Source organism: Algoriphagus halophilus, assembly GCF_041729275.1.
GTDB lineage: Bacteria > Bacteroidota > Bacteroidia > Cytophagales > Cyclobacteriaceae > Algoriphagus > Algoriphagus halophilus_A.
On record NZ_CP146486.1, the window covers coordinates 4,157,379 to 4,179,443 of the forward strand.

Consider the following 22,065-nt stretch of genomic DNA (forward strand, 5'->3'; position numbering starts at 1 on the left):
ATCCTAGAAGGAGAAGATAGCAAACAGGCAAAAATCATGGAGTTTGACGGAAATCGACTTGTGTTAGAGCCTGTTTCTTCCAATGGAAATGGAGCAGGGAAATTGGTATTTGAAAGGATCATCAAGAAAAAGAAAATTAGACCCTCAATTCCTTTTTTATAAACTTAGGCAAGCCAATTTCTTGGCTTGCTTTTTTTTAAAATTAATTTTTACAATTCCATTTTCATCTGGTTACTTAAGAGCCTAAAGCTTTTTCTATGCCAGATACAATCCCCATGTTCTTCTATTCCAGTTCGGTGGGCTTTGGTAGGATACCCTGCATTTCGTTCCCATCCATAGTGAGGGAATTCTTCTGCCAACTTTTCCATGAATTGATCACGGTGCACTTTGGCTAAAATGGATGCAGCGGCGATACTGGTAAACTTACCATCCCCTTTAATCACACAGGTATAAGGCAAGGTTAGTTTCGATTTAAATCTGTTTCCATCAATTAGAAGATGTTGGGGAAGGATGGATAGCCCCTGCACCGCCCTGGTCATGGCCAGGAATGAGGCATTCAGAATGTTGATTCGATCAATTTCCTCTACAGATGCTTCGGCAATTTTCCAGGCCAAGGACTTCCCTTTTATTTCTTCAATCAGATCTTCTCTCTGACGTTTCCCTAGTTTTTTGGAATCATTGATCCAGCGATTGGAATAGTCCTGAGGGAGGATTACCGCAGCCGCTACGACAGGGCCTGCCAAACAACCTCTACCTACTTCATCACATCCAGCTTCTATTCGATTAGCTTCTAAATAAGGTTTTAGAGTCATGCTCTTTATCTTCTCTTATTTTGTAGTATTTATGAATCATCTCTGCTACCAATCCAGTCCATCCTGTTTGATGGGAGGCGCCTAGGCCTAGACCAGAGTCTCCATGGAAATATTCATAAAATAGAATATAATCTTTGAAGTGAGGATCCTTTTGAAATTTCTCTATGTTTCCATAAACCGGCCGGTTTCCCTTTTCATCACGCATGAATATTTTCATACATCGGTAAGAAAGCTCTTTGGCGATGATGTCCATGGTCATATATCTTCCAGAACCTGTTGGATATTCAATCGAAAAATCTCCTCCGTAGTAGAAGTCAAATTTCTTTAAGGACTCTATGATTAGGAAGTTGATTGGAAACCAAATGGGGCCTCTCCAATTTGAGTTGCCTCCAAACATGACCGTATCAGACTCTCCAGGAGTATATTTGACGGAAAGCAAGTCTCCTGAAATTTTCATGGCATACGGGTGTTCCAAGTGATATTTTGAAAGCGATCGAATCCCGTATTCACTCAAGAATTCATCTGAATCGAGCATTTTATGAAGAATACTTTTCATTCTATGACCCCTCAATAATGAAAATAATCTTCGTCTATTAAAACCCGGTTGAATCCAACTAGATACTAAGGCGGCCAATTTTGGTTTTTCCCGAAGGAAGAATTCCAAACGTTGTTTGAATTCAGGTAATTTATTGAATAGATCTTCCCGGATGGGTTCCACTGCAAATAGAGGAATCAATCCTACGATGGACCTTACTTTCATACGCTTAGATTCTTTGCCCGGCACATGAAAGACATCATAAAAGAAACTATCCTCATCATCCCATAGAGAAATACTTTCAGAGGAAATGTTGTTCATCGCTCCTGCAATGTATAGAAAGTGCTCTAGGAATTTTGTAGCGGTAAACTGGTAAACCTTATTGTGCTCACAGAGGTCTAGGCTGATTCTCAGCAGGTTCAACGAAAACATAGCCATCCATGAGGTAGCATCCGCCTGTTCTAATTTACCTTGATAACGCTGGGCGTGACTTCTATCGAATACAGAAATATTATCTAAGCCCAGGAATCCACCCTCGAATATGTTTTGCCCATCACTGTCTTTTTGGTTTACCCACCAGGTGAAATTGAGCATTAATTTATGTAAAGCCCTTTCAAGAAATTCGTAGTCCGCTTTCCCGTCGTTTGCTTTTTTATCGATTTGAAAGACCCGCTGCACAGCGTAAGCATGTACAGGAGGGTTAACGTCCGAGAAATTCCACTCATAGGCAGGTATTTGCCCATTCGGATGCATATACCATTCATTCAGCAATAGGAGCAATTGATCTTTGGCAAAATCCGGATCAATCCTGGCGATAGGAATGCAGTGAAATGCTAAATCCCAAGCCGCATACCATGGGTATTCCCACTTATCCGGCATGGATATGATATCGTAATTTTGCAGATGTTTCCAGTTGCTGTTTCTTCCTTTTTTCGTGAAATAGGAGGGACATATCTTCCGGGATCTCCTTCTAGCCAACGTTCTACATCATAATAATAAAACTGTTTGGACCACATCATTCCTGCATAAGCCTGACGCTGAATCCGCTTTAGGTCCGGGTCTGTTACCCTTTCTTGCAATTCCTCATAAAATTCATCTGCTTCCGCTTTGGCTTTTTCCATGATGTCATCACAGAAAGACAAGGCATCTTCAGAAAACTGGTGCATTAAACGAAGTTTGATGGTTTTGCTTTCACCTGGGGAAATTTCCAAATGGTAAATTGCAGAGGCTTTGGTACCGAAGTTTTCAGGATTGATGTGTTTGGAGTCACCATCGACTACATAGTCGTTGATCGCATCTTTGAGAAATTTTTTTTCATTTCCGATATGGTATATTTTTTCCCGATTGGTCTCATTATCACAAAACTTAAACTCAGGCTCCCCTTCAAATGAAATGGTATAATTTCCGGATTTCGGGCTGAATGCACGAATTGTGTTTTCATTAAACTTGCTCAGTTTAGGCAAAAAGGGCTCATGCCCCGTAAACCATGTTTTTCTAAGCCAAATCGTAGGCATGACACAGATATATGCTTTTTCTGCACCTCTGTTATGGATGGTAGCTGTGGCTACAATGTCTTCAGCGTCATTTTTAGCATATTCGATGAAAATATCGAAGTATTCATCTTGGTCAAAAACCCCTGTATCCAATAATTCATACTCGGGATCAGTTTTGCCTCTTTTTAGGTTTTCTTCGAGAAGGTCTTTGTAAGGGAATTCGGCTTGAGGATACTTATAAAGCATCTTCATATAACTATGGGTTGGGGTAGAGTCGAGGTAATAATATAATTCCTTTACATCCTCTCCATGATTCCCTTGATTTCCGGTAACCCCATAAAGTCTTTCTTTAATAAATGGATCTTTGCCATTCCAGAAGCCCCAAGCTAAACATAGCTTTTGCTTATAATCAGATATTCCTCCAATACCTTCTTCTCCCCAGCGATAGGCTTTACTTCTGGCTTCATCATGGGTGACATTTTCCCATGCTGAACCATCAGGACTGTAATCTTCCCTAACAGTACCCCACTGTCTTTCTGTGAGATATGGGCCCCATTTCTTCCAATGCTTGATCCGCTCTCTATCTTCCTGTAAACGTAATTTTTCAGCTACCATATCAATCTCCAATGAGCATTATTCGAAATTATGATTTTATATGAATAATGGGCTATTATTCGACTATCTGTTTAAAGAAACAGTTGTTTATTTTTTAAATGGCAATTAAATGCATGAATTATTCAATTTCCCTACTTCAAATTATCCTATTCAGAATACTGTTTATAGCTGCCATTCCTTTTATTGAGGGCGTAAAAATGAAGCCTTTTACTTGATTTTCAGGCAATCCTTTAAAAATAAATTATGTTCTACATTTGTAGAATTAAAATTATGTTCTACATTTGTAGAAGATCAAAGATAAACCTATGAAACTCTCTCCCACCGAAGAAGAATTAATGAATCATTTATGGAAGCTTAAAAAAGCATTTATGAAGGATTTGTTGGAAGAGTACTCAGACCCAAAACCGGCAGCTACTACCATCTCTACTTTATTAAAGAGGATGCAGGACAAAGACTTTGTGGCCTACAATACCAAGGGTAAATCCAGGGAATATTATCCTTTGGTCTCCAAGGAGAATTATTTTTCCAAACATATGAAAGGATTGATCAAAAACTTTTTTAATGATTCTCCTGCACAGTTTGCTTCATTCTTTACCAAGAAGGCAGAGTTCACAGAAGCCGAACTGGAGGAATTAAAAGAAATTATTGATGGAAAACTAAACAAAAAGAAATGATGGAATACCTGTTAAAATCCATGCTTTGCTTAGTACTGTTGCTTTTGTTTCACAAACTATTCCTGCAGCAGGAAGTGCTTCATCGCTTTAACAGATTTTATTTGTTGGGAGCGGTAGTGTTTTCCTTTTTGATTCCTCTATATGTAGTGGAGGTTGCGTCAGAAGAGCCGATTGTACTACCTGAACCTACCGCATTTGAACCTCAGGTATTCCAATCGGAATACGAATTTCCTGTACAGACATTTGACAGCCCATCAGTGAAGGTTCAAACGTCTAAAACTTTTCCTTGGTCGGAGATTTTATTAGGAGCCTATTTGCTGGTAAGCTTGATTTTCCTGATTCGGTTTTTTCAGAATATCCGGATTCTCTTCAATCAAATCCATCGAAATGTAACGGTTTGTTTCAAAGGTTATCCAGTGGTATTGCTGGAAGAAAATACGCTTCCTTATTCCTTTCTGAAATACATATTTGTGTCAAAGAATACCTATGAATCAGGTGAGTTTTCTGAGGAGATTTTCCAGCATGAATTGACTCACGTCAAGGAAGGTCACAGCTGGGATGTTTTGTTTATCGAATTGTTGTTGATTCCGCTCTGGTTTCATCCTGGGCTTTATTTTGCCAAGCAGTCAATCCGTCTTAATCATGAATTTATAGCAGATCAGGTAGCTTTAAAATCCACTTCAATCCAAGCCTATCAGCGTCTTTTACTTTCCATGACGCTTACCAATACTCACAATTCTCTGGTGAGCAGTTTAAATTTTTCTTTAACCAAAAAGAGATTAGAAATGATGAAGAAGAAATCCAATCCAATTTTTAAAGGGGTCAAACTTCTTGTGTTGATTCCGGTATTAGGGGCGATAGTATATGTGTTTAGTGAGAAGGTGACAGCACATCAAGAACTGGAAAAAGTGAAGCAAGATAAAGTGCTTTCTTCCGATGAAATCGATCAATCCTTTACGTTAAAAAGTGATGGAAGCTTCGTTTATCAAGATAAAAATTATCAACTTTCTCAGTTACCAGGAATTTTGGAAGAGCTAGACAAGGAAAAATCCATTATTAACATCATTGCCAACTCAGCAGTGAAAATGGGAGTGATTCAGGATTTTCAAAGGATTTTAAGGGAAAGTGATTTTCGAAAGATTAATTACCAAAAGCCTGAACTTCAGGTAAGCAAGTCATCTAAAGATGAGTTTTACAAGAATGTCACTTTCATTTTGCGCTCTAAAGATGGAGAAGAGATCGAAAAAACCTATGATGAATTGTCAGAAGATTTGAAAGCAGGTTTAATGGATCCTCCGAGCAAGCCAGTCTATCAAGTGCCTAGCAACCAGCAATTTGAGTCCTGGAAAAATAAAAATGAATTTGCGATTTGGATTGATGGTAAAGTTTCAGAAAACGAAGTTTTGGATAAAAGAAATCCATCGGATTTTGTCTACTATACAGATAGTTTTGTGCATAACAATGCCCGATCTGAAAGATTTCCGCAAGCACATCAAGTTTCTCTATACACCGAAGAAGGTTTTGAAAACGCTTTTGGTGAAAAGTCAGGATTTGGTAAAGCAACTAAAGGAATAACTATATTTTATCTGGGAGAACATGAAGATTATCCTCCTAAAGAAGAGAAAGAGGAAGAATTAAGTGCAATACAAAACTATAAAAAGCTTCATGACCAATACGAAAAAAATAGAACCGAAGGAACTCATTTTGTAAGCCGATCTGAAGACGAGCAGCAAAAGTTACAAGCGCAATTCTCCGAATTGGGAAGTTTGTATTTCAGGATTCCACTGGAACTGAAAGGCACTGTAAAAAGGCCTACGCATCCTTTTGCTCCTTATCTTAAACTGGAAGCCAATGGTAAGGTGTATTACAAACTTGCTGAGAATTTGACCGCTGAAGAAAAAAGTCAACTACCTCCGCCTCCGCCTGCTACTAAAGATAAGGTGGAGGCCTATCATCAGCTCTACCTCAAATATGAGTGGATAAGAATGGAAGGGAGGAAATATTCCAACAAAACCCAAGAGGAGAGAGCTTACATGTATGAGCTTTACAATGGCATGCAAGAACAGTATATGGCTATGAATCCAGTCCAAAGACGACAGGTTAAACGTGTCAACTATCCCTTCATTCCCTTGAATGAAAATGGCCAATTAACTTTCAAGGTTGTAGATGAACTGACGCCGGAGCAACGGGCCTTTGCCGGTTGCTAACAGAAAAAATACGTTATGAAAATGACTGGGTAAGTTCAATTACTGGCTCAGTCATTTTTGTTTTTGGCAAAATCTGACTGAGGATGACATTCCATTTGGCTGCCCACTCCTGAAATTCATCCTCTTTTTTTTGATTGGAAGCAATCATCGCTTCAAGTTTTCCAAAGTCAAAATTTTTAGAGGAGATGCCTACTCCTGATTCCACCGTATCTAGTGCATTGCAAGCTTGTTCGTATTGGCCTTTAACCGGGATTACCATCACCGGTTTTTTCAGAAACAATGCTTCACAGACAGATTCAAAACCTGCGGTACAAACCAATCCGCTACATGCTGCCATATCTTCCAAAAAATGCCTGTCATGGATTTTATGAAAGGATAGATTAGGAAGTGGATTTTCAGTTTCCTTCGCTTTCTTTTTATCCCAATAGGCCTTGATTCGCAGATGTGGGTATTTTTTGGCAAAAGAAATGACTTCTGATGCATATCCGGGGTTTACCATGTATGCCAAGATAAAATTGCCTGATCGTGGTTGTAGGTGCTTGACTTCTTCCCGAAGAAGCGGGGGCAACGCAATTACCAGTTTGTGTCCATGAATTTTGGATAACGGTTTGAATGCCAACGCGATTTTTTTATCTGCTCCAAGAGCTGTCAGCCAGGTGTTGAGCTGAAATAGTTCTTTCTGAAAAGCAACAGACCTGGCAAATTTAAAGGAAGGATGATACATCAGGTACTGGTGTCCGATTACCCAGAAATGGGCTTTGGGACGGAAAAAGCATTGTATAATCCTCCAAGCAAATCGTAAAAATTAAGGATGATGTCTGGTTCAGTGGTTTTAACTAGTTCATCTATCTGCTGGAGACTTTTGAAATACACGGGTGATTTCCTCAGGTTTTTGGTAATGGTCTTTCCGATCAGAATTCTTTTTTCCCCTTTGTCAGTTTCAAAATTCGGACTTTCTATGGGATGGATTTTTGCAGAAATCTGCTGAATAAAAAATCCGGGATAATCCTCCTTTTGCTTTTCCCAACAATGACTCCCGTGAGTTGATGTCCTTGGACCTCCAACATTTTTGAAAAGGAAATTGCTTGGGTCAAATGTCCTCTGCCTTCCCCTTGGATGATGAATAAGAATTTCATTTTACAACCTAAATGAAGGATTTTCCAAATCTGGATCATCCGATTTGTTAAAGGATACCTCCTTGAATGGAATGATTTGGTGTGTTGGATTTTGAACAGGGAGTATTACATGGTCTTCGGAGGACTTGAAGTTGATTTCATTGTAATAAATCAATTGCCAATTCCCCTCATGGTCCTCTGCCAATGCACTCATGGTTTCTACCCAATCTCCCGAATTCAGGTATTCTATCCCATCAATCATTCGGTTTTCGGCTTTATGAATATGTCCACAAATGATTCCATCACAACCTTTAGCCTTCGCCATTTTGGCTAATTCTTCCTCGTATTGATCAATGTAGGAAACGGCGGATTTCACTTTTCCTTTGACATATTTTGATAAGGAAAAATAAGGAAGGCCTCTTTTGTACCTGTAATAGTTGACCACCCGGTTAAGCCAAAGCAAAAGGTATAGCCCACATCTCCTATGTAGGCAATCCACCTCAAATTTGTAGTAATGCTATCAAAAACATCTCCATGTGTGATGAAGTATTTTTTACCATTACTCTCATAAATCATGTCTAGTTGGATGGAGAGATTCCCAATTTGAAGAGGTAAAATTTGATCTAAAAAATCATCGTGATTTCCCCGGAGATAGAAAACTTTTGTACCCGAGTTTTCTATCATTTTTATAATTCTATAAAAAAATCGTGTGTGTTTCCTTTTCCAAGAGCCTGATTTTTTGAGTTGCCAACCATCGATTATATCACCATTCAGGATTAGATTTTCACATTCATACATCTTTAAGAATCTGGAAATTTCTTTGGCTTTGGAGCCTTTCGTTCCCAAATGCACATCAGAAACGACGATTGTTTTGAATTTGGTTTTCACACTTCTTGTTTTGATCTCAATGTATACACCGAAAATCAACTAAGAATGAAATTGGTTTTATCAAAAAGCTATGATTATGAAGGCTTTCCAGTTTAGTGTGATGATAAAATTAAGCCAAGATTAAAAATCGGTATGAACTGGATAATTTGTTCAAAACTACGAGGGACCCTCCCAATTATTATACTAATGGTGGTATAAAAAATTCACTTTCACCCTAGATTTATTGGTTCAAATGTAAACCCTATGAAGAAACTATTACTCTTTTCAACGTTATTCCTGATTCTCTCAGGCGCTATTGCCCAGGAACAAGTTTATCAAGGCAATTATGAATTGGCCGCTCGGTTTTCGCCTGAAAAAATGAGGAAGATGGTATTCTCAACTGCTGTGTCTCCACATTGGTTGAAAAAGTCCGACCGGTTTTGGTATGAATACAAAACCAGTGAAGGAAATAACTGGTACATCGTAGACCCAGCACGGAAAACTAAATCCAGCCTTTTTGACAAGGATAAACTGGCCATGGAAATCACCAAAATCATGAAAGATCCGGTAGATGGGCAGCACCTGGATTTAGATGATTTAAAGTTTTTAGAGGATGAAAACACCATCCGGTTCAAGATAAAAGGCACTGAAGAAGTCCTGAAAAAAGACTGGGCTGAAATCAAGGAGAAAAATAAAAACGCAAAAGATTCTCTAGAGAAAAAACCTTTGTTTTTGAATACCATATCGGTAATCAGCAATTGGTAGAAATCACCGATGCAGAAGAAGATCCAAAAAGGTTGTCTTGGGCTTCTATATCTCCTGATTCATCCAAAGTGGTATTTGCAAAGCATCATAACCTATTTTGGATGGATAAAGAGAATTTCTTGAAGGCTGTTAAAGATGAAAAAGACAGTACTATTGTGGAGCATCAAATCTCTACTGATGGAGAGGAAGACTTTGGTTATGGCTTCAGTGGCAGAGGAGAAGACAATGTGGAAGTCGAGAAAAATAAAGATAAAAGAAAGCGAGTAGGAGTGCTTTGGAATGAAGCCTCTACCCAATTTGTATTTACCCGGTCTGATGATAGAAAAGTAAAGGACCTGTGGGTACTTCATAATACAAGAGATCCTCGCCCTACTTTGGAGACTTATAAATATGCCATGCCCGGGGAAAAGGAGCAATCTATTGTCTACTTATACCATTATTCTTTTGATACGGAAGAGTTGAAGAATTTGCCTGTAGGAACTTTTAAAGATCAAACGATTTCTCTTTGGTCCACTCCAGCTCCTGCAAATGCAAGAGATGATGATTTTAGAGCTGCAACATGGTTAGGTGATGAAGATGAATTTTATTTTGGGATCACTTCCAGGGACCTAAAGAGAGTAGACATCGCGAGATGGAACCTTGCAACTGGAGAAAAAGAGGTGGTGATTGAAGAGCGTAGCAATACCTATATAGACTTAAGCCGTCCTGAATTGGTGAACGGAGGAGAGGAGTTGATTTTCTGGTCAGAGCGTGACGGCTGGGGGCATTTTTACCTTTATGGAAAAGATGGGACCTTGAAAAGACAGTTGACTTCAGGTGTATTTCATACCGACCGGGTGGAGCGAGTAGATGATAAAGGAAGAAGATTGTTCTTCATTGCGAATGGAAGAGAAAAAGGAGAGGATCCTTACTATGAACATTTGTATTCCGTGAGTTTAGATGGAGGTGCGATCACCCTATTAAATAAAGGAGATTTCAACCATTCTTCAGATATGAATGATGGCGGAACCTATTTTGTCAACACCTATTCGAGGGTGAATACTACCCCAGTTTCTGAATTGAAAGATAGAAATGGGTCGAAAGTGATGGATTTGGAAACGGCGGATTTATCTCAATTGTTTGCTGCAGGATATCAATTCCCAGAACCATTTACCTTTAAAGCAGATGATGGGATCACCGATTTGTATGGGGTAATGTACAAGCCTTTTGATTTTGATTCAACCCGCAAATACCCTTTGATCGAATATGTGTACCCTGGTCCTCAGACAGAGGCTGTTAACAAATCTTTTTCTGCAAGATTGGACAGAACAGATCGATTGGCTCAATTTGGTTTTGTCGTGATCACTCTTGGTAACAGAGGAGGGCATCCTGGAAGATCCAAATGGTATCATAACTATGGTTATGGAGATTTGAGAGATTATGGTTTAGCAGATAAAAAGGCTGCAATAGAACAATTGTCAGATCGACATGATTTCATTGATAAATCCAAAGTGGGAATCCATGGTCACTCAGGAGGTGGATTCATGTCCACTGCTGCCATGTTGGTCTATCCTGACATTTTCAAAGTAGCTGTTTCTTCAGCGGGAAATCATGAAAACAATATTTATAATCGTTGGTGGTCAGAAAAGCACCATGGCGTGAAAGAGCAAATTTCTCCTAAAGGGGATACTACTTTTGTCTACCAGATCGAGAAGAACCCAGATCTTGCCAAAAATCTAAAAGGGCACTTGATGCTTTCTCACGGAGATGTGGATAACAACGTGCATCCAGCGAATACCATTCGGATGGCGAATGCTTTAATCAAGGCAGGAAAGCGCTTTGACTTTGTAATGCTTCCTGGCCAAAGACATGGTTACGGTGATATGACCGAGTATTTCTTCTGGAGGATGGGAGATTATTTTGTGCAGCATTTATTGGGAGATAATACACCGCCTCCTGTGGATATGTTGGAATTCCAACGGGAAAAAGCCCAAACAAAATAGCTCTAAAATTTCCAGAGATCCCAAAAAGCCTGATTCATGAAGAATCAGGCTTTTTTAGGTCAATATGATTCTAAATTGGCCTTCTTCAAATTTTATGGCCACTTTCATCAGTACATCCACGTTTCGATTTTTTTGTTTTCCAGCATCCCATGCTATTTCTTTCTGAAAAATTTCCAGCACTTGTTTACACACGAAGGCAGTTTCGGAATTACAGGATAATAATTGATAATCACTTGCCATTCCTTCACAGTTTATTAGGGTTTGAAAGACGATTGGTCCTGTAGGAATGTCTTGATGTGTCACCTTCTTTTGGAGAAGTTTCTCAATGGAGCTTAGTGTTTTTTTGGCCTTGGCATTTCTTCCACAATAAAGAAATATCCTGTTTTGTACCCCTCGGGCTTATTGGGGTTTGCATACGAACAGGCATTTGTTGGGTCTAACAAAGGCTTGAAATCTTGTGCAAAGGCAACATGCTGAATAAAAAAAGAAAAATTAAAAAAGCCGTTAAATTCATTTATTGATAATGGTTTGATCCTCATTAATATAAACAATTCTGAAAATGAATAGTTGAGGAAAAGAATAAAATTTTAATTATTTAACTATTTTTATTTTATGACCGCGGTACAAGTGGTTTGAAGTTCAATCATTTTTTGAGCATACCGACGTCCCAATTCATGATAGGAATCAGAGTCAAAATGGGTTTGATCCCCTTTATGATTTAGGCCTTGGGCACTGACCAGATTTATGCATGCATTTTCTGAAGCAAGCTTAGTCAACTCCCCATTTAACTGCTCCGCCAATGGGGACCTTTCATAAAAAAAATATCCTATTTTACCTGTTACATTAGGAATTGATTTTATCCCCAAGTCCTTTTTAAGAGAATCTACCATGGCTAAGAATTTATGGGAATACCCAGCCACAGACTCTTCATTCCCCGTGTTACCCCCTCCCTACCTTATGAAAGAAATCCTCCCAAAGTTTTCTTCCAAAGGCTTGAAGTATAGTTCGGCTTGATGTTCACCAAACATTTCCAATCCATATAGGAACATTTAAATTAGATCTTCCTCAGCAAGATTAGGAAGAAGAAGGAGAGGTGTAATCCCCAAAAGTGGGGATTTGTGATCAGTCATAGAAAGTATTTTAAAAATTTCATGTGGCAATAAGGGTTTAGTCTCAATTGAATTATAGTCTTTTTTAGTTTCATTGATATTACAGAATAAAGACCGAATTATTTGTAGGAGAAAATAGTAGCCTAATCCAAAAAAGAATTTGAAAAATGTAGGGAAGGGCTTACTTTGAATAATTAAATCTTTCGCTCTTGTTTCGTTATAGCCTATTTTCTTTCCTTTTACTTCTTTTTTATGGTGCTTTACCAACTTTGGGAAGACAGCAAGTCCAACTTGATAGTTTGGAACAAGTTTACCATAATCAAAATCTTTCCGATTCGATTCGCTACCGCGCGATTCAGCAGCTTACTTTTTCGATGATTTTTAGTGATGGGGATCAAGCCAAGGATAGGATTCAAGAAGTTTTGAAATCAGCCGAAAAGGAAGTTGGAAAATCTAGGATTTACTTTGAAATCCTTCAAAATCTTGGCATCTACTATGATGTTAATCAAATGACCGACAGCTCCCTGAAAATCTTTTCTGAGATCTTAGAAGAAAGCAAAAACCAAGGTTGGAAAGCCCTCGAGCAGCGCTCCAACAACAATCTGGGTATGAATCGCCTGAATTCCTCGGATTACAAAGCGGCGATTGAGTATTTTTCCAAATCCTTGGAGCTAAGCAGAATTGATCCCTCTGCTCAAGAGGCTAATTATGTTCACAGCATCTCCAATTTGGGTTTGGCTAATCAAGAACTCGAACTCTACGATCAAGCGATCAAGTATCATTTGGAGGCTTTGGAGATTCGGGAGCGACTTGACGACCCAAATGGTATAGCGATCTCTTGTGCTAACTTGGGGATTTGTTTCAAACTAATGGGAGAAGAAGACCAGGCTGAAAAATACTTTCAAAAGTCAATCGAGAATGCCAAAATCGCCGGTAATAAAGTACTCTATCACCGAGTGCATGATAATCTCGGCAGTCTTTACATTGGGCAGAAAAATTATGTTAAAGGTTTAATGATGCTTGATATTGCTCTGGATAATGCAGATGGATTTACTCCCGATCCCAAAATGGAACTCAGCATAGTCAGCAATGCCGCTGCGGCTCATATTGAATTGGGGCAAACCGAACGAGCTCTGGGATTTGCCAATCGAGGTATTGCAATATTGACTGAAAGTCCTGAGTTGGTTAACTATTCACTGACGTTGAAAAATACCCTGGCAAAAATCTATTTTAGAAAAGGGGACTTTGAAAAAGGCAATGCTTATCTCGAGGAATATCAAGAACTAAATCGGAAAGTTTTTCAGGAAGAAAATGCCAAACTTCTTACCGATCTTCAAGTGAAGTATGATTTAGAGAAAAAGGAAAGCCAAATTGCACTTCAGAACGCTGAGATTCTGGAAAAAAATGCGACTCTTCAGCGAAATTATTTCGCTCTTGCAGCCCTAGGACTACTGATACTTTTGATAGGTGTTGCCTTTTTCTATTACCAAAACCGGACTAAGCGAAAGCAGGAACTTCTCGTCAAAGATCGGGAGTTGAAAGTTAAGGAAGCTTATATTCAAGCTTCGCTGGAATCTCAGGAACAGGAGCGGCGCCGTATGGCGCAAGATCTTCATGATGGATTTGGACAATATATTTCGGCCCTTCGTATGTATGTCTCTCAACTTAAAAGCAATCAGACAAAGGAGGAATTCAAAATCGAACTGGTCAGCCGCACCGATTCGGTTTTGGATGAAATGTCAAAGGAAATAAGCAATGTGGTTTATGATTTGATGCCTGCCACTTTGATCCGCTTTGGGTTAATTGCAGCATTGGAGGACTTGGCTCACCGAATCAATGGGGGACAAAAAGTAAAGCTTCATATCGAAGCAGGAATTCTTTCCGATAGCATGGATAAATTGGAAGAAATCAATCTTTTCCGTATCTGTCAAGAATGGATTAATAATGTGCTCAAGTATGCTAAAGCGGAAAATATTACCTTGAAATTATCCCAAAATCATGGGATGACAAGACTTCAAATCTTAGACGATGGACAAGGTTTTGAAACCAGTATTTTTCGGCACAGCAAGCGAAACGGCTGGAAAAACATCAGTACCCGAGCAGAGTTGCTAAATGGTAAATTGGAACTATATACCCAGTCTGGACGGCAGGGGACCGAGTTATTGGTCACTTTTCCGTATGTTCATCGTGCCAATTAAATACTTTAAAAAAAATGAAAATTCTTCTTGCAGATGATCACCGCATTCTTTTGGATGGGTTGAAATTTTTGATTCAAAATCAAGACGAAGCTACTGAAGTTAAAACGGCAACTACCGTGGAGGAGGCTTGGGAAAAAATCGTAAAGAAAGCTCCCGATTTGATCATTTCGGATATTTCTATTCCCAAAGAAGGTGGAATTGCTTTTGCCCAAAAAGTCAAGTCGCATTTTCCTCAAACCAAACTGATTTTTCTAAGCATGCATGAGGAGACCTATCGAGTAAAAGAGGCTTTGGCCACAGGAGCGGAAGGTTATGTGCTAAAGAAAGCTGCCCACGAAGAATTGTTAAAAGCAGTGAGAGAAGTAGCTTTGGGTGGTATGTATTTTAGTAGGGAGATTCAAAAAATCCTGATTCAGCGAATGAGATTCCCCACAGAGGAACGTATCCTTTCCGAAAGAGAAAAGGAAGTTTTAAAGTTGATTTTTGAAGAATTTTCCAACAAACAGATTGGAGAAATGCTTCATATATCTGAGCGAACAGTAGAGACTCATCGCAAAAATATCTACCAAAAAACAAAGACCAACACGCTGGTTGGTCTTTTGAAATTTGCCTTGGAAAACAATCTTGTGGGAGGGATGGGTTAATCTTGAGTCATGGAAACGAAGTTTGAAATCCCGGTATCCATCATATCCCGAATAGCTCCTGATGCAGCACTTACATATTTCTTCTGATCACATTCTGCAAAATGTGAGGCTACAGTTTTTTGCTCCCCCGATACCATAACCAAGGTAGAGTAGCCTGTTTTTGAAAACATATCAGATTGAGCTTGGGTAACTTCTTTGATTTTCTTGTCCTTGAAGACATCCTCAAAGTAGACTGCCTTCTTCAGTTCCACTTTGGCATCAAAAAACGGATTGTTTCCAATATCATTTCCCGAAATAAAGCGTACTTGAGAACTGATAGTTTCAGAGGCCCCCATACTTCCAAAACCTTTGACAAGTCCAGTAAGTGAATTTTGCCTATTCTCATCCGAAGTATTTATTATCGGCTCGATTCTATAACCTATTTTAGCTTTGACCGAAGAGCTATTAGTCCACATCGAAGCATCTGCATCCAATTCTACGAATGGAAAAATGAAATTGACATCGGCTACATAGACATCTCCGAGTTCTTTAGATATCTTGGGCGCCATGTCTAGAAAAGTACCTTTTTCTCGGCCGCTTTTGGCCACTCCCTTCACTAAGTAGTCAAAGCCTTTTGGAGTTATCATCACAAAACCAGCTGCTTGATCGTCGGAGGAAGCTCCTCCGGATACTTTAGTCCATCCCTGGAAAAAATCAATTTTTTCCGCTTCATCAATGCTTAGGATTTCGAAGCCCTCACTTGTCAGTTGATTGAGGAAGGATTGATAGGCCTCATCGATGATCTTTTGGAAATCCTCTACATCTACGCCTGAGATTTGTACTCCCATCTTGGTATAGGTGCCGGAGGTAAATGTAGTTCGGTTGGCACGGTCGTTTTTTGATCCGGAGGTCTTTGCCGAAGCCTCTTCAAAGACTTCGAAAAGGCCCTTGAAGCTTCGAATAAAAACCTTTTTTGGGGCTTTTTGATGTTGCTTTTTCTTATTGTAGCTAGTGACTTTTAGGTCCTTGTCATTGATCGTAGTGCTTGGGAAGGCATGTATAAAAAGTAGGAGGAAAATGATTGTTAGACTTTTCATATGTTCTGTTTTTGGTTAGGGAGGATAAAGGTGGCCAAAGCAGAAATAGGGAAGAATCCCCTAAAACACAGATTTTTTATCAGTACTACTACGGATACCGAGCCATATTCATTGCAGACACCCATTGTTGATTTTTATCAAACATCATTACCAGAGGATGCTTGATTGTATGAATTGACTCTACGAAAGCTCTCCCGGCCATATTGGACTGCCCCATTAATTAATAGAGATGAAAATCCTTTTTCGATGCATTTGAGCTTTCAGTCCTGTATAGTTCGGTTTCATCAAGTTGGATCATCTCCAACGCGCAGAAAACGGAAATCATCAAACAAAGTGTTTTCATTTTTTTCTAAAAACTGTTTAATTCAAAAGTAGAGAGAATCGAATTCCCTGATTTGGGGAAGAAGTTCTCAATTCATTAGGTTAGCCCTTAATTGTTGATAATCCTTTTCCTTTTTTTATGGGGAATATCATTTTCAAACTGGAAGTTATTCTTTTAAAAAAGCCCGTAAAATTGGAATATGGAGGGCTTCTTGACTAATTTCACGTTAAAATGAATGTTAATTCAGCACTTATTGTTTAAAGCCTTGAAAATGAGATCTAATCTTAAACCCAGGATTTATTCAATGAATTGCTGGAATAGCATTTGTGACTTTTATCTAAAACAACTACCAAAAATGAAAATTATGAACATTAGAATAGTAGGAGCAGCTGCAGCATTATTAATTGCCGCAAGTTGCCAGCCTCAAAAATCAGAAAATGAAGAAGTGATGATGGAGGAGACAGAAATGAGTACTCCCGCGAGCATTTCTATCGAAAAATTTACGGACTCTCCTGCTTATGCTAATTCATCTTTGAAATTGACAAAACCTAGCAATTTGACCATTGCAGCCCCTGGAGAAGTGGATTTTGCATTTGAAGTGGGAGATTATGAGTTAGGAGCACAAACGGACAAAAATGGAGTTGCTGCCCAATTGGCAAACTCTGGTAATGGTCAACATATTCACTTCATTATGGACAACGACCCTTATTCAGCACATTACGAGCCTGAATTTAAAAGGAAGTATCCGAAGGAACTCATTACCTAGTAGCATTCTTGAGCAGATCTTATCACGAATCAGTGAAAAACGCCAATTCGTTTGTGGCTAAAAAGATCGTTGTTGGAGACGCTGGAGATGATCAAGGAGTAGATTTGGAGAAACCTACCCTAATTTACAGCCGCCCAAAAGGAGAATATAGCGGAGCGGATACTGAGAATTTAATGTTGGACTTCTTTTTATTGAACACAACCTTGTCTGAAGATGGAAACAAAGTACGAGCAACCATCAATGGTCAAGAGTTCATGATTACAGAATGGGCTCCATATATCATTAAAGGACTTCCTAAAGGTGAGGCAACAATCAAGTTGGAATTATTGGATGCAGAAGGAAATATGATTCCAGGTGGATTCAATGAAGTAACCAGAACTGTCACCTTGAAGGATTAACAAAGATCCTTTTATTATGAAATCTATTGATCCGTGCGATTCAAATCGCACGGATTTTTTTGACCTACTCTCTCAGTTCAGCTCTTTTCTCCTCAATTTCACCAGCCAGAATTTCATTGACATCGGTTTTAGCACCAATTAGCAGATGGACAAGCGTTCCAAATTCTCGTGAATTAGGATTAGAAATACTGCCAAAGGGCTCTGATTTTTCAAAAAGGGATTTTTCTCTTTCACTGATCCCGTCATCCGATTCCCTGACCAAGATTACATGTTTGATCGGTTTACTGAGGTCAATCCAGTTTACATAATCCGCATTCATCGTCACCGCTTGCAAGCCTTTGGTTTTGCTGTAAAAGTTTATAGCTCCAGCTTGTCCATAATTGTCACAGATGATGACTGTATATTCATTCTTAGGGGCTTTGGAATAGGCGAGATCAACTTTTTCTGCCAATTCTTTCCATCCCAACATATCGGCAAAATCTTGAGGTAGATCATAGGTTTCTCCATCCTCCCAGCGTGTCAGTCCCAAATCCGGGTGCTTCTCATATACAGATTTGAGGTTTTTGGGGTACTAATTGGAAAGATCAAGGGGGCTATTGCTATAAAGACTCCAATGGGTAGGATTAAGGCAACAGGCTTGAGGTAGCGTTTCTTCCCATCTTTTAGAAGTTGGGATAAATAGATTGCTCCAAAGGAGAAATAAATAGGATAGAGGCCTATGGCATAATATGCCTTTGCGCGGAAATAGATAAATATCGAAAGTGTAGCAATGAGCGTAAAAAAGAGAAATCTATATTTTTTGAAATGCGGTTGCGTGAAAAATGAAATCAATCCCGCAATGATGATAAATAGAGATCCGATAAAGAAGGTGGGTTGATCAGTTAAAAAATCCAATCGGTTTATATTCACCAATTGATACCTGCTGAGCATACGCATATGCCAGATTACTGGAAAATCATTGGTCCATTGCCACCAAATGTTAGGTAATGCAATCAGGGTCGCTACTCCTAGACCACCATAGAGATGGTGGTTTTTGAAGATCTTTCTTTCGGGCGTAACCAGTAAACCAATGAATAACCCGATGGCGAGAAAAGCAACATTGTATTTGTTTAGAAACCCGAACCCAAAACCGACTCCCATCCAATATAACCAAGTCGTTTTTTCTGTTTTGAAAAAGTTGACCAAGGAATATAGAATGAAAGTCCATGCAAGAATATCGAAGGAATTGGGTTGAAAAAGCATGTTTAGCCTTACTAATGCAGAGAAAATCAAGCCGATGGCAGCTAATGACAATGCAAAGAGATTACCTCCAAATCCTTCAATGGTTTTCCAAACAATCACAATGGTCAATGCACCCAAAAAGGCAGGAATAAACTTTACCCAAAATTCTGTGTAACCAAGCAGGTAAATCAGATAAGAAAACCAAGAAGTGACTGGTGGAACAGAAATATAGCCCCAGTCCAGGTGATGGGCTTGATCCAAATGCAGGAATTCATCGCGGTGTAGTTCATAACCAGAATCGATCACGAGATATTGCAGCAAGATTTTGATCAGTACAAATCCAAATAAGAACCAATTATTGCGACTCATTTAACTATTGGATTACCCGTTAAAGATCAGCTTGAATGTGGTCCCTTCCTCGATCGCAGATCGAACTTGTATATTGCCTTTGTGTCTACGCATGATTTGCTTGGATAAACTCAAGCCAATTCCTGAACCTTTCTTTTTGGTAGTGAAGAATGGAATGAAGATTTTGCTCAACGCCTCTTCTTCTATTCCTTTTCCGGTATCACTTACTTCCAAAATGATTTTACCGGCTTCATCAATAAATGCCCGGAAGGTGATCACTTTGATATCTGCATCCTCCACCGCGTGTATGGCGTTTTGTGCAAGATTGATCAATACCTGCTCGATTTGAGTTTGATCTCCAAAAAGGATTAATTCAGGCGGATTGAGTTCCTTTCGTAAGGTGATGTTTTTGCTCTCTAATTGGTGTGCAAGCAAGACTTCGAGTTGGTCAAATAGTTTTGCAATACCAATACTGCTGAATTTAGGCGTAGGGATATGTGCCAAACTCCTAAAGTCAGAGACAAAATTGATCAACCCCTGGCTTCGTTTTTCAATAGTGCTGATTCCCATCAGGTAATCCTCCATGTCAGAAGGACCAACTTGGCTCACATCATCCATCTTGGACTCGATTTCTTCTTTGATAGTTCCTGCCAAAGAAGAGATCGGAGCTATGGAATTCATGATCTCGTGGGTAAGAATCTTGACAAGATTCTGCCAAGCCTCCATTTCTTTCTCTTCGAGTTCAGACTGAATGTTTTGTAAAGAAACCAATTTGAATTTTTCACCTCTCATCAAGAGTTCTATCACATAGACCGATAACTGCATGATTCCGTCTGGATGGGCAATTTTAATTAATTCGGAACCTCCAGTCCTTAAGTTTTGGATTGCTAAATGAAGCTCCTTATTTATTCCTTCTATTTGAGAGATGTTTTTCAACTCTTCTAGATCCAAAATTCTTTTGGCTGCGGTATTGATGATTTGAATATTTCCATTTTCACCATAAGTGATCAGGCCGATGCTGAGGTGTTTGAACACAGATCTGAAATACTGGTATTGTGCTTCTTTTTCTGCTTGATCCTCTTTTAGTTTTGCCAGTATGGCATTGAATTCAATGTGAAGATCATCGGTTTCAGTCCCATCAAATTTGACGGGGTAGAGTTGTGTATATTTATCCTGTTTGATGTTATCCAGGAATACCCGGACTTTCTTAAACGAGCTTTCAGAGTATTTTAGGAAGAAAATAATCTGTATCACTACCAAAATCAAGAAAAGGGAGATCATAAAGACTCCCCATTCATCGAAAATGGTATATGCCAATAGGAAAAGAGTAGCGGCTAGAAAGGCAATTCTACCCAGTAAGCCAACTTTATAATCCATATTTTTCTAATCTTCTATAAAGAGAAGCTCGGGTTAAGCCCAGTTCTTTTGCTGCTTTGGAGATGTTTCCTCCATTTTTGTCTATTGCTCTCTGAATGGTGCTTCTCTCCATATCATCGAGGTTCAAAGTATTGTTTGCCGGAACCTTATCCGAGGAAGGTTTGGCAGAAAGGAAGAAGAAGTCTCTGGAGTCCAATTCTTCTCCTTCGGCCATGATGATGGCTCTTTCTATGGCATGCTGCAGTTCTCGGATATTACCTGGCCAGTTGTATCGTTGAAGTAAATCCATCGCAGACTCATTGAACCCGGTGAAATTTTTACGGTATTTCTGACTGTAGTTTTTCAGGAAATGATTTGCCAAGACAGGAATATCGTCTTGTCTCTCACGCAAGGGAGGAAGGAAAATTTCCACCGTATTTATTCTATATAATAAATCTTGGCGGAAGGTGTTTTCCATGACCATTTCATGTACATGCATATTGGTAGCGCAAATCAACCGAATATCTACCGGGATGGCTTTGTTGGTTCCTATCCTGGTGACTTCCCTTTTTGTAGTACAGTCAGTAATTTGGATTGTAATGGCATGGATAAGTTCCCGATCTCATCGAGGAACAAGGTGCCTTTGTCCGCCACCTCAAACCTACCGGCTCTATCGTCTTTTGCATCTGTGAATGCACCTCTTTTATGACCAAATAGTTCAGATTCAAAAAGCGTTTCAGTAATGGCACCCATATCCACCCCCACAAAAATTTCATCTTTACGCAGTGAACGGTCGTGAATTGCCCGGGCAATCAATTCCTTACCTGTACCGTTTTCTCCTAAAATCAATATGTTGGCATCTGTTTGGGCCACTTTATCGATAATAGAAAAGATGTTTTTCATGGAAGCACTTTGCCCGATTATGTCGCTATAGGGCTTTTTTAAATCAGACTGAAGTTGCTTCTGCTTCTTATTCAGCTTTTCTACCTCGTTGTAGCTTTCTTTCAGCCTTACCGCAGAGGATAAGGTTGCCAATAGTTTTTCATTTTGCCATGGCTTAAGTATGAAGTCCGTTGCTCCCTCTTTCAAGGCTTGTACCGCCATTTCCACATCTCCAAATGCAGTAATGAGAATTACCACTGCCTTTGGGTCAATTTCCTTGATTTGCTTCAACCAATGAAATCCCTCTTTTCCGGAAGTGGTGTCTTCCCGGAAATTCATGTCCAGCAAAATGACATCATAAGAATTGTTATTGATCAAAAAAGGGATTCTTCGCGGGTCTTTTTCTATGGATACTTCTTTGGCATGCTTCTTTAAGAGCATTTTTGCTGCAAATAGTAAATCTTCGTTATCGTCAATGATGAGTATTCTTCCCAGATCTTGATTTTCCATTGGTGTATTGTTTGGCCTATACTAGGGGAAAATAGTGCCAAGGCTGATTTTGGCCTTTAAACCCTGTTTTTTGATAGAAGTGTCCATAAATGTACGATTTTATACTGTTTTCGGACAATAGTGTCCGGGTTTTTAGGCCCAAAAGATTTATGTAACTTTGTGCTTTAACC

The 22,065-nt window shown here is 39.2% G+C and carries 16 protein-coding genes and 5 pseudogenes; 8 read left to right on the forward strand and 13 right to left on the reverse strand.

Annotation, left to right across the window (positions count from 1 at the left end):
* The first annotated feature begins 36 nt into the window (after positions 1-36).
* Positions 37-162: a hypothetical protein gene (locus V8V91_RS22330; protein ID WP_373397287.1), complete on the forward strand. Its 126-nt coding sequence runs from the start codon at positions 37-39 to the stop codon at positions 160-162.
* 47 nt (positions 163-209) lie between these two features.
* On the opposite strand, the gene V8V91_RS22335 is transcribed toward V8V91_RS22330, so the two are convergent.
* Both V8V91_RS22335 and V8V91_RS22340 read right to left on the reverse strand, forming a co-directional pair.
* On the reverse strand, positions 210-812 hold the full coding sequence (locus V8V91_RS22335; RefSeq protein WP_373397288.1) for a ribonuclease HII: 603 nt from the start codon (positions 810-812) through the stop codon (positions 210-212).
* Positions 784-3,455: pseudogene (locus tag V8V91_RS22340) on the reverse strand (glucosidase). The gene V8V91_RS22335 and the pseudogene V8V91_RS22340 overlap by 29 nt, the downstream one beginning before the upstream one ends.
* Positions 3,456-3,760: 305 nt before the next feature.
* Between V8V91_RS22340 and V8V91_RS22345 the strand changes: the two are divergent.
* On the forward strand, positions 3,761-4,129 hold the full coding sequence (locus V8V91_RS22345) for a BlaI/MecI/CopY family transcriptional regulator (protein ID WP_373397289.1): 369 nt from the start codon (positions 3,761-3,763) through the stop codon (positions 4,127-4,129).
* Positions 4,126-6,336 carry a M56 family metallopeptidase gene (locus tag V8V91_RS22350; RefSeq protein WP_373397290.1) on the forward strand — a complete coding sequence of 737 codons (2,211 nt, stop codon included), beginning with the start codon at positions 4,126-4,128 and terminating at the stop codon, positions 6,334-6,336. Before V8V91_RS22345 ends, V8V91_RS22350 begins: the two co-directional genes overlap by 4 nt.
* A 13-nt stretch (positions 6,337-6,349) precedes the next feature.
* Here V8V91_RS22350 and V8V91_RS22355 read toward each other — a convergent pair whose 3' ends face one another.
* From V8V91_RS22355 to V8V91_RS22365, 3 genes and pseudogenes are all read right to left on the reverse strand, one after another.
* Entirely contained in the window at positions 6,350-7,060 is a 711-nt protein-coding gene (locus tag V8V91_RS22355) for a glycosyltransferase family protein (protein WP_373397291.1), read from the reverse strand.
* 232 nt (positions 7,061-7,292) lie between these two features.
* Positions 7,293-7,472, reverse strand: a complete 180-nt coding sequence (locus V8V91_RS22360; protein WP_373397292.1) for a hypothetical protein — start codon at positions 7,470-7,472, stop codon at positions 7,293-7,295.
* Position 7,473: 1 nt separating this feature from the next.
* Positions 7,474-8,339 (reverse strand): annotated as a pseudogene (locus V8V91_RS22365) (UDP-2,3-diacylglucosamine diphosphatase).
* A 243-nt stretch (positions 8,340-8,582) separates the two neighbouring features.
* Here V8V91_RS22365 and V8V91_RS22370 point away from each other — a divergent pair.
* Positions 8,583-11,065: pseudogene (locus V8V91_RS22370) on the forward strand (DPP IV N-terminal domain-containing protein).
* Between the two features lie 54 nt (positions 11,066-11,119).
* Here V8V91_RS22370 and V8V91_RS22375 read toward each other — a convergent pair.
* Both V8V91_RS22375 and V8V91_RS22380 read right to left on the reverse strand, forming a co-directional pair.
* Entirely contained in the window at positions 11,120-11,368 is a 249-nt protein-coding gene (locus tag V8V91_RS22375; protein ID WP_373397293.1) for a hypothetical protein, read from the reverse strand.
* A gap of 302 nt (positions 11,369-11,670) precedes the next feature.
* A pseudogene (locus V8V91_RS22380) lies at positions 11,671-11,997 on the reverse strand (sialate O-acetylesterase); the annotation flags it as partial.
* Positions 11,998-12,443: 446 nt separating this feature from the next.
* Here V8V91_RS22380 and V8V91_RS22385 point away from each other — a divergent pair.
* Entirely contained in the window at positions 12,444-14,372 is a 1,929-nt protein-coding gene (locus V8V91_RS22385) for a tetratricopeptide repeat protein (RefSeq protein WP_373397294.1), read from the forward strand.
* 14 nt (positions 14,373-14,386) lie between these two features.
* Positions 14,387-15,016 (forward strand): response regulator, encoded by a 630-nt coding sequence (locus V8V91_RS22390; protein ID WP_373397295.1) that lies wholly within the window; start codon positions 14,387-14,389, stop codon positions 15,014-15,016.
* Here the strand turns inward: V8V91_RS22390 and V8V91_RS22395 are convergent.
* Both V8V91_RS22395 and V8V91_RS22400 read right to left on the reverse strand, forming a co-directional pair.
* Complete coding sequence (locus V8V91_RS22395) at positions 15,013-16,092, reverse strand: hypothetical protein (protein WP_373397296.1); 1,080 nt, start codon at positions 16,090-16,092, stop codon at positions 15,013-15,015. The two genes, V8V91_RS22390 and V8V91_RS22395, sit on opposite strands and share 4 nt — an antisense overlap.
* Before the next feature lie 88 nt (positions 16,093-16,180).
* Positions 16,181-16,309, reverse strand: a complete 129-nt coding sequence (locus V8V91_RS22400; protein ID WP_373397297.1) for a sialate O-acetylesterase — start codon at positions 16,307-16,309, stop codon at positions 16,181-16,183.
* A 469-nt stretch (positions 16,310-16,778) separates the two neighbouring features.
* Here V8V91_RS22400 and V8V91_RS22405 point away from each other — a divergent pair, with 469 nt between their 5' ends.
* Together V8V91_RS22405 and V8V91_RS22410 are read left to right on the forward strand one after the other, a co-directional pair.
* Positions 16,779-17,180 carry a hypothetical protein gene (locus tag V8V91_RS22405; RefSeq protein ID WP_373397298.1) on the forward strand — a complete coding sequence of 134 codons (402 nt, stop codon included), beginning with the start codon at positions 16,779-16,781 and terminating at the stop codon, positions 17,178-17,180.
* Positions 17,181-17,188: 8 nt separating this feature from the next.
* Positions 17,189-17,578 (forward strand): hypothetical protein, encoded by a 390-nt coding sequence (locus V8V91_RS22410; RefSeq protein WP_373397299.1) that lies wholly within the window; start codon positions 17,189-17,191, stop codon positions 17,576-17,578.
* Between the two features lie 64 nt (positions 17,579-17,642).
* Here the strand turns inward: V8V91_RS22410 and V8V91_RS22415 are convergent, their stop codons facing one another.
* The 4 genes and pseudogenes from V8V91_RS22415 to V8V91_RS22430 all read right to left on the reverse strand — a co-directional run bounded on the left by V8V91_RS22415 (position 17,643) and on the right by V8V91_RS22430 (position 21,895).
* Complete coding sequence (locus V8V91_RS22415) at positions 17,643-18,107, reverse strand: hypothetical protein (protein ID WP_373397300.1); 465 nt, start codon at positions 18,105-18,107, stop codon at positions 17,643-17,645.
* Complete coding sequence (locus V8V91_RS22420) at positions 18,098-19,168, reverse strand: glycosyltransferase family 39 protein (RefSeq protein WP_373397301.1); 1,071 nt, start codon at positions 19,166-19,168, stop codon at positions 18,098-18,100. The genes V8V91_RS22415 and V8V91_RS22420 overlap by 10 nt, the downstream gene beginning before the upstream one ends.
* Positions 19,169-19,180: 12 nt before the next feature.
* On the reverse strand, positions 19,181-20,524 hold the full coding sequence (locus tag V8V91_RS22425; RefSeq protein WP_373397302.1) for a PAS domain-containing sensor histidine kinase: 1,344 nt from the start codon (positions 20,522-20,524) through the stop codon (positions 19,181-19,183).
* Positions 20,514-21,895 (reverse strand): annotated as a pseudogene (locus V8V91_RS22430) (sigma-54-dependent transcriptional regulator). The gene V8V91_RS22425 and the pseudogene V8V91_RS22430 overlap by 11 nt, the downstream one beginning before the upstream one ends.
* Positions 21,896-22,065 lie beyond the last annotated feature (170 nt).

Coding starts and splice junctions, on each gene's coding strand:
- V8V91_RS22330 (WP_373397287.1), top strand. CDS start 37: ATGGAGTTTGACGGAAATCGACTTGTGTTAGAGCCTGTTTCTTCCAAT.
- V8V91_RS22335 (WP_373397288.1), bottom strand. CDS start 812: ATGACTCTAAAACCTTATTTAGAAGCTAATCGAATAGAAGCTGGATGT.
- V8V91_RS22345 (WP_373397289.1), top strand. CDS start 3,761: ATGAAACTCTCTCCCACCGAAGAAGAATTAATGAATCATTTATGGAAG.
- V8V91_RS22350 (WP_373397290.1), top strand. CDS start 4,126: ATGATGGAATACCTGTTAAAATCCATGCTTTGCTTAGTACTGTTGCTT.
- V8V91_RS22355 (WP_373397291.1), bottom strand. CDS start 7,060: ATGTATCATCCTTCCTTTAAATTTGCCAGGTCTGTTGCTTTTCAGAAA.
- V8V91_RS22360 (WP_373397292.1), bottom strand. CDS start 7,472: ATGAAATTCTTATTCATCATCCAAGGGGAAGGCAGAGGACATTTGACC.
- V8V91_RS22390 (WP_373397295.1), top strand. CDS start 14,387: ATGAAAATTCTTCTTGCAGATGATCACCGCATTCTTTTGGATGGGTTG.
- V8V91_RS22395 (WP_373397296.1), bottom strand. CDS start 16,092: ATGAAAAGTCTAACAATCATTTTCCTCCTACTTTTTATACATGCCTTC.
- V8V91_RS22400 (WP_373397297.1), bottom strand. CDS start 16,309: ATGGGGCAGTCCAATATGGCCGGGAGAGCTTTCGTAGAGTCAATTCAT.
- V8V91_RS22405 (WP_373397298.1), top strand. CDS start 16,779: ATGAACATTAGAATAGTAGGAGCAGCTGCAGCATTATTAATTGCCGCA.
- V8V91_RS22420 (WP_373397301.1), bottom strand. CDS start 19,168: ATGAGTCGCAATAATTGGTTCTTATTTGGATTTGTACTGATCAAAATC.
- V8V91_RS22425 (WP_373397302.1), bottom strand. CDS start 20,524: ATGGATTATAAAGTTGGCTTACTGGGTAGAATTGCCTTTCTAGCCGCT.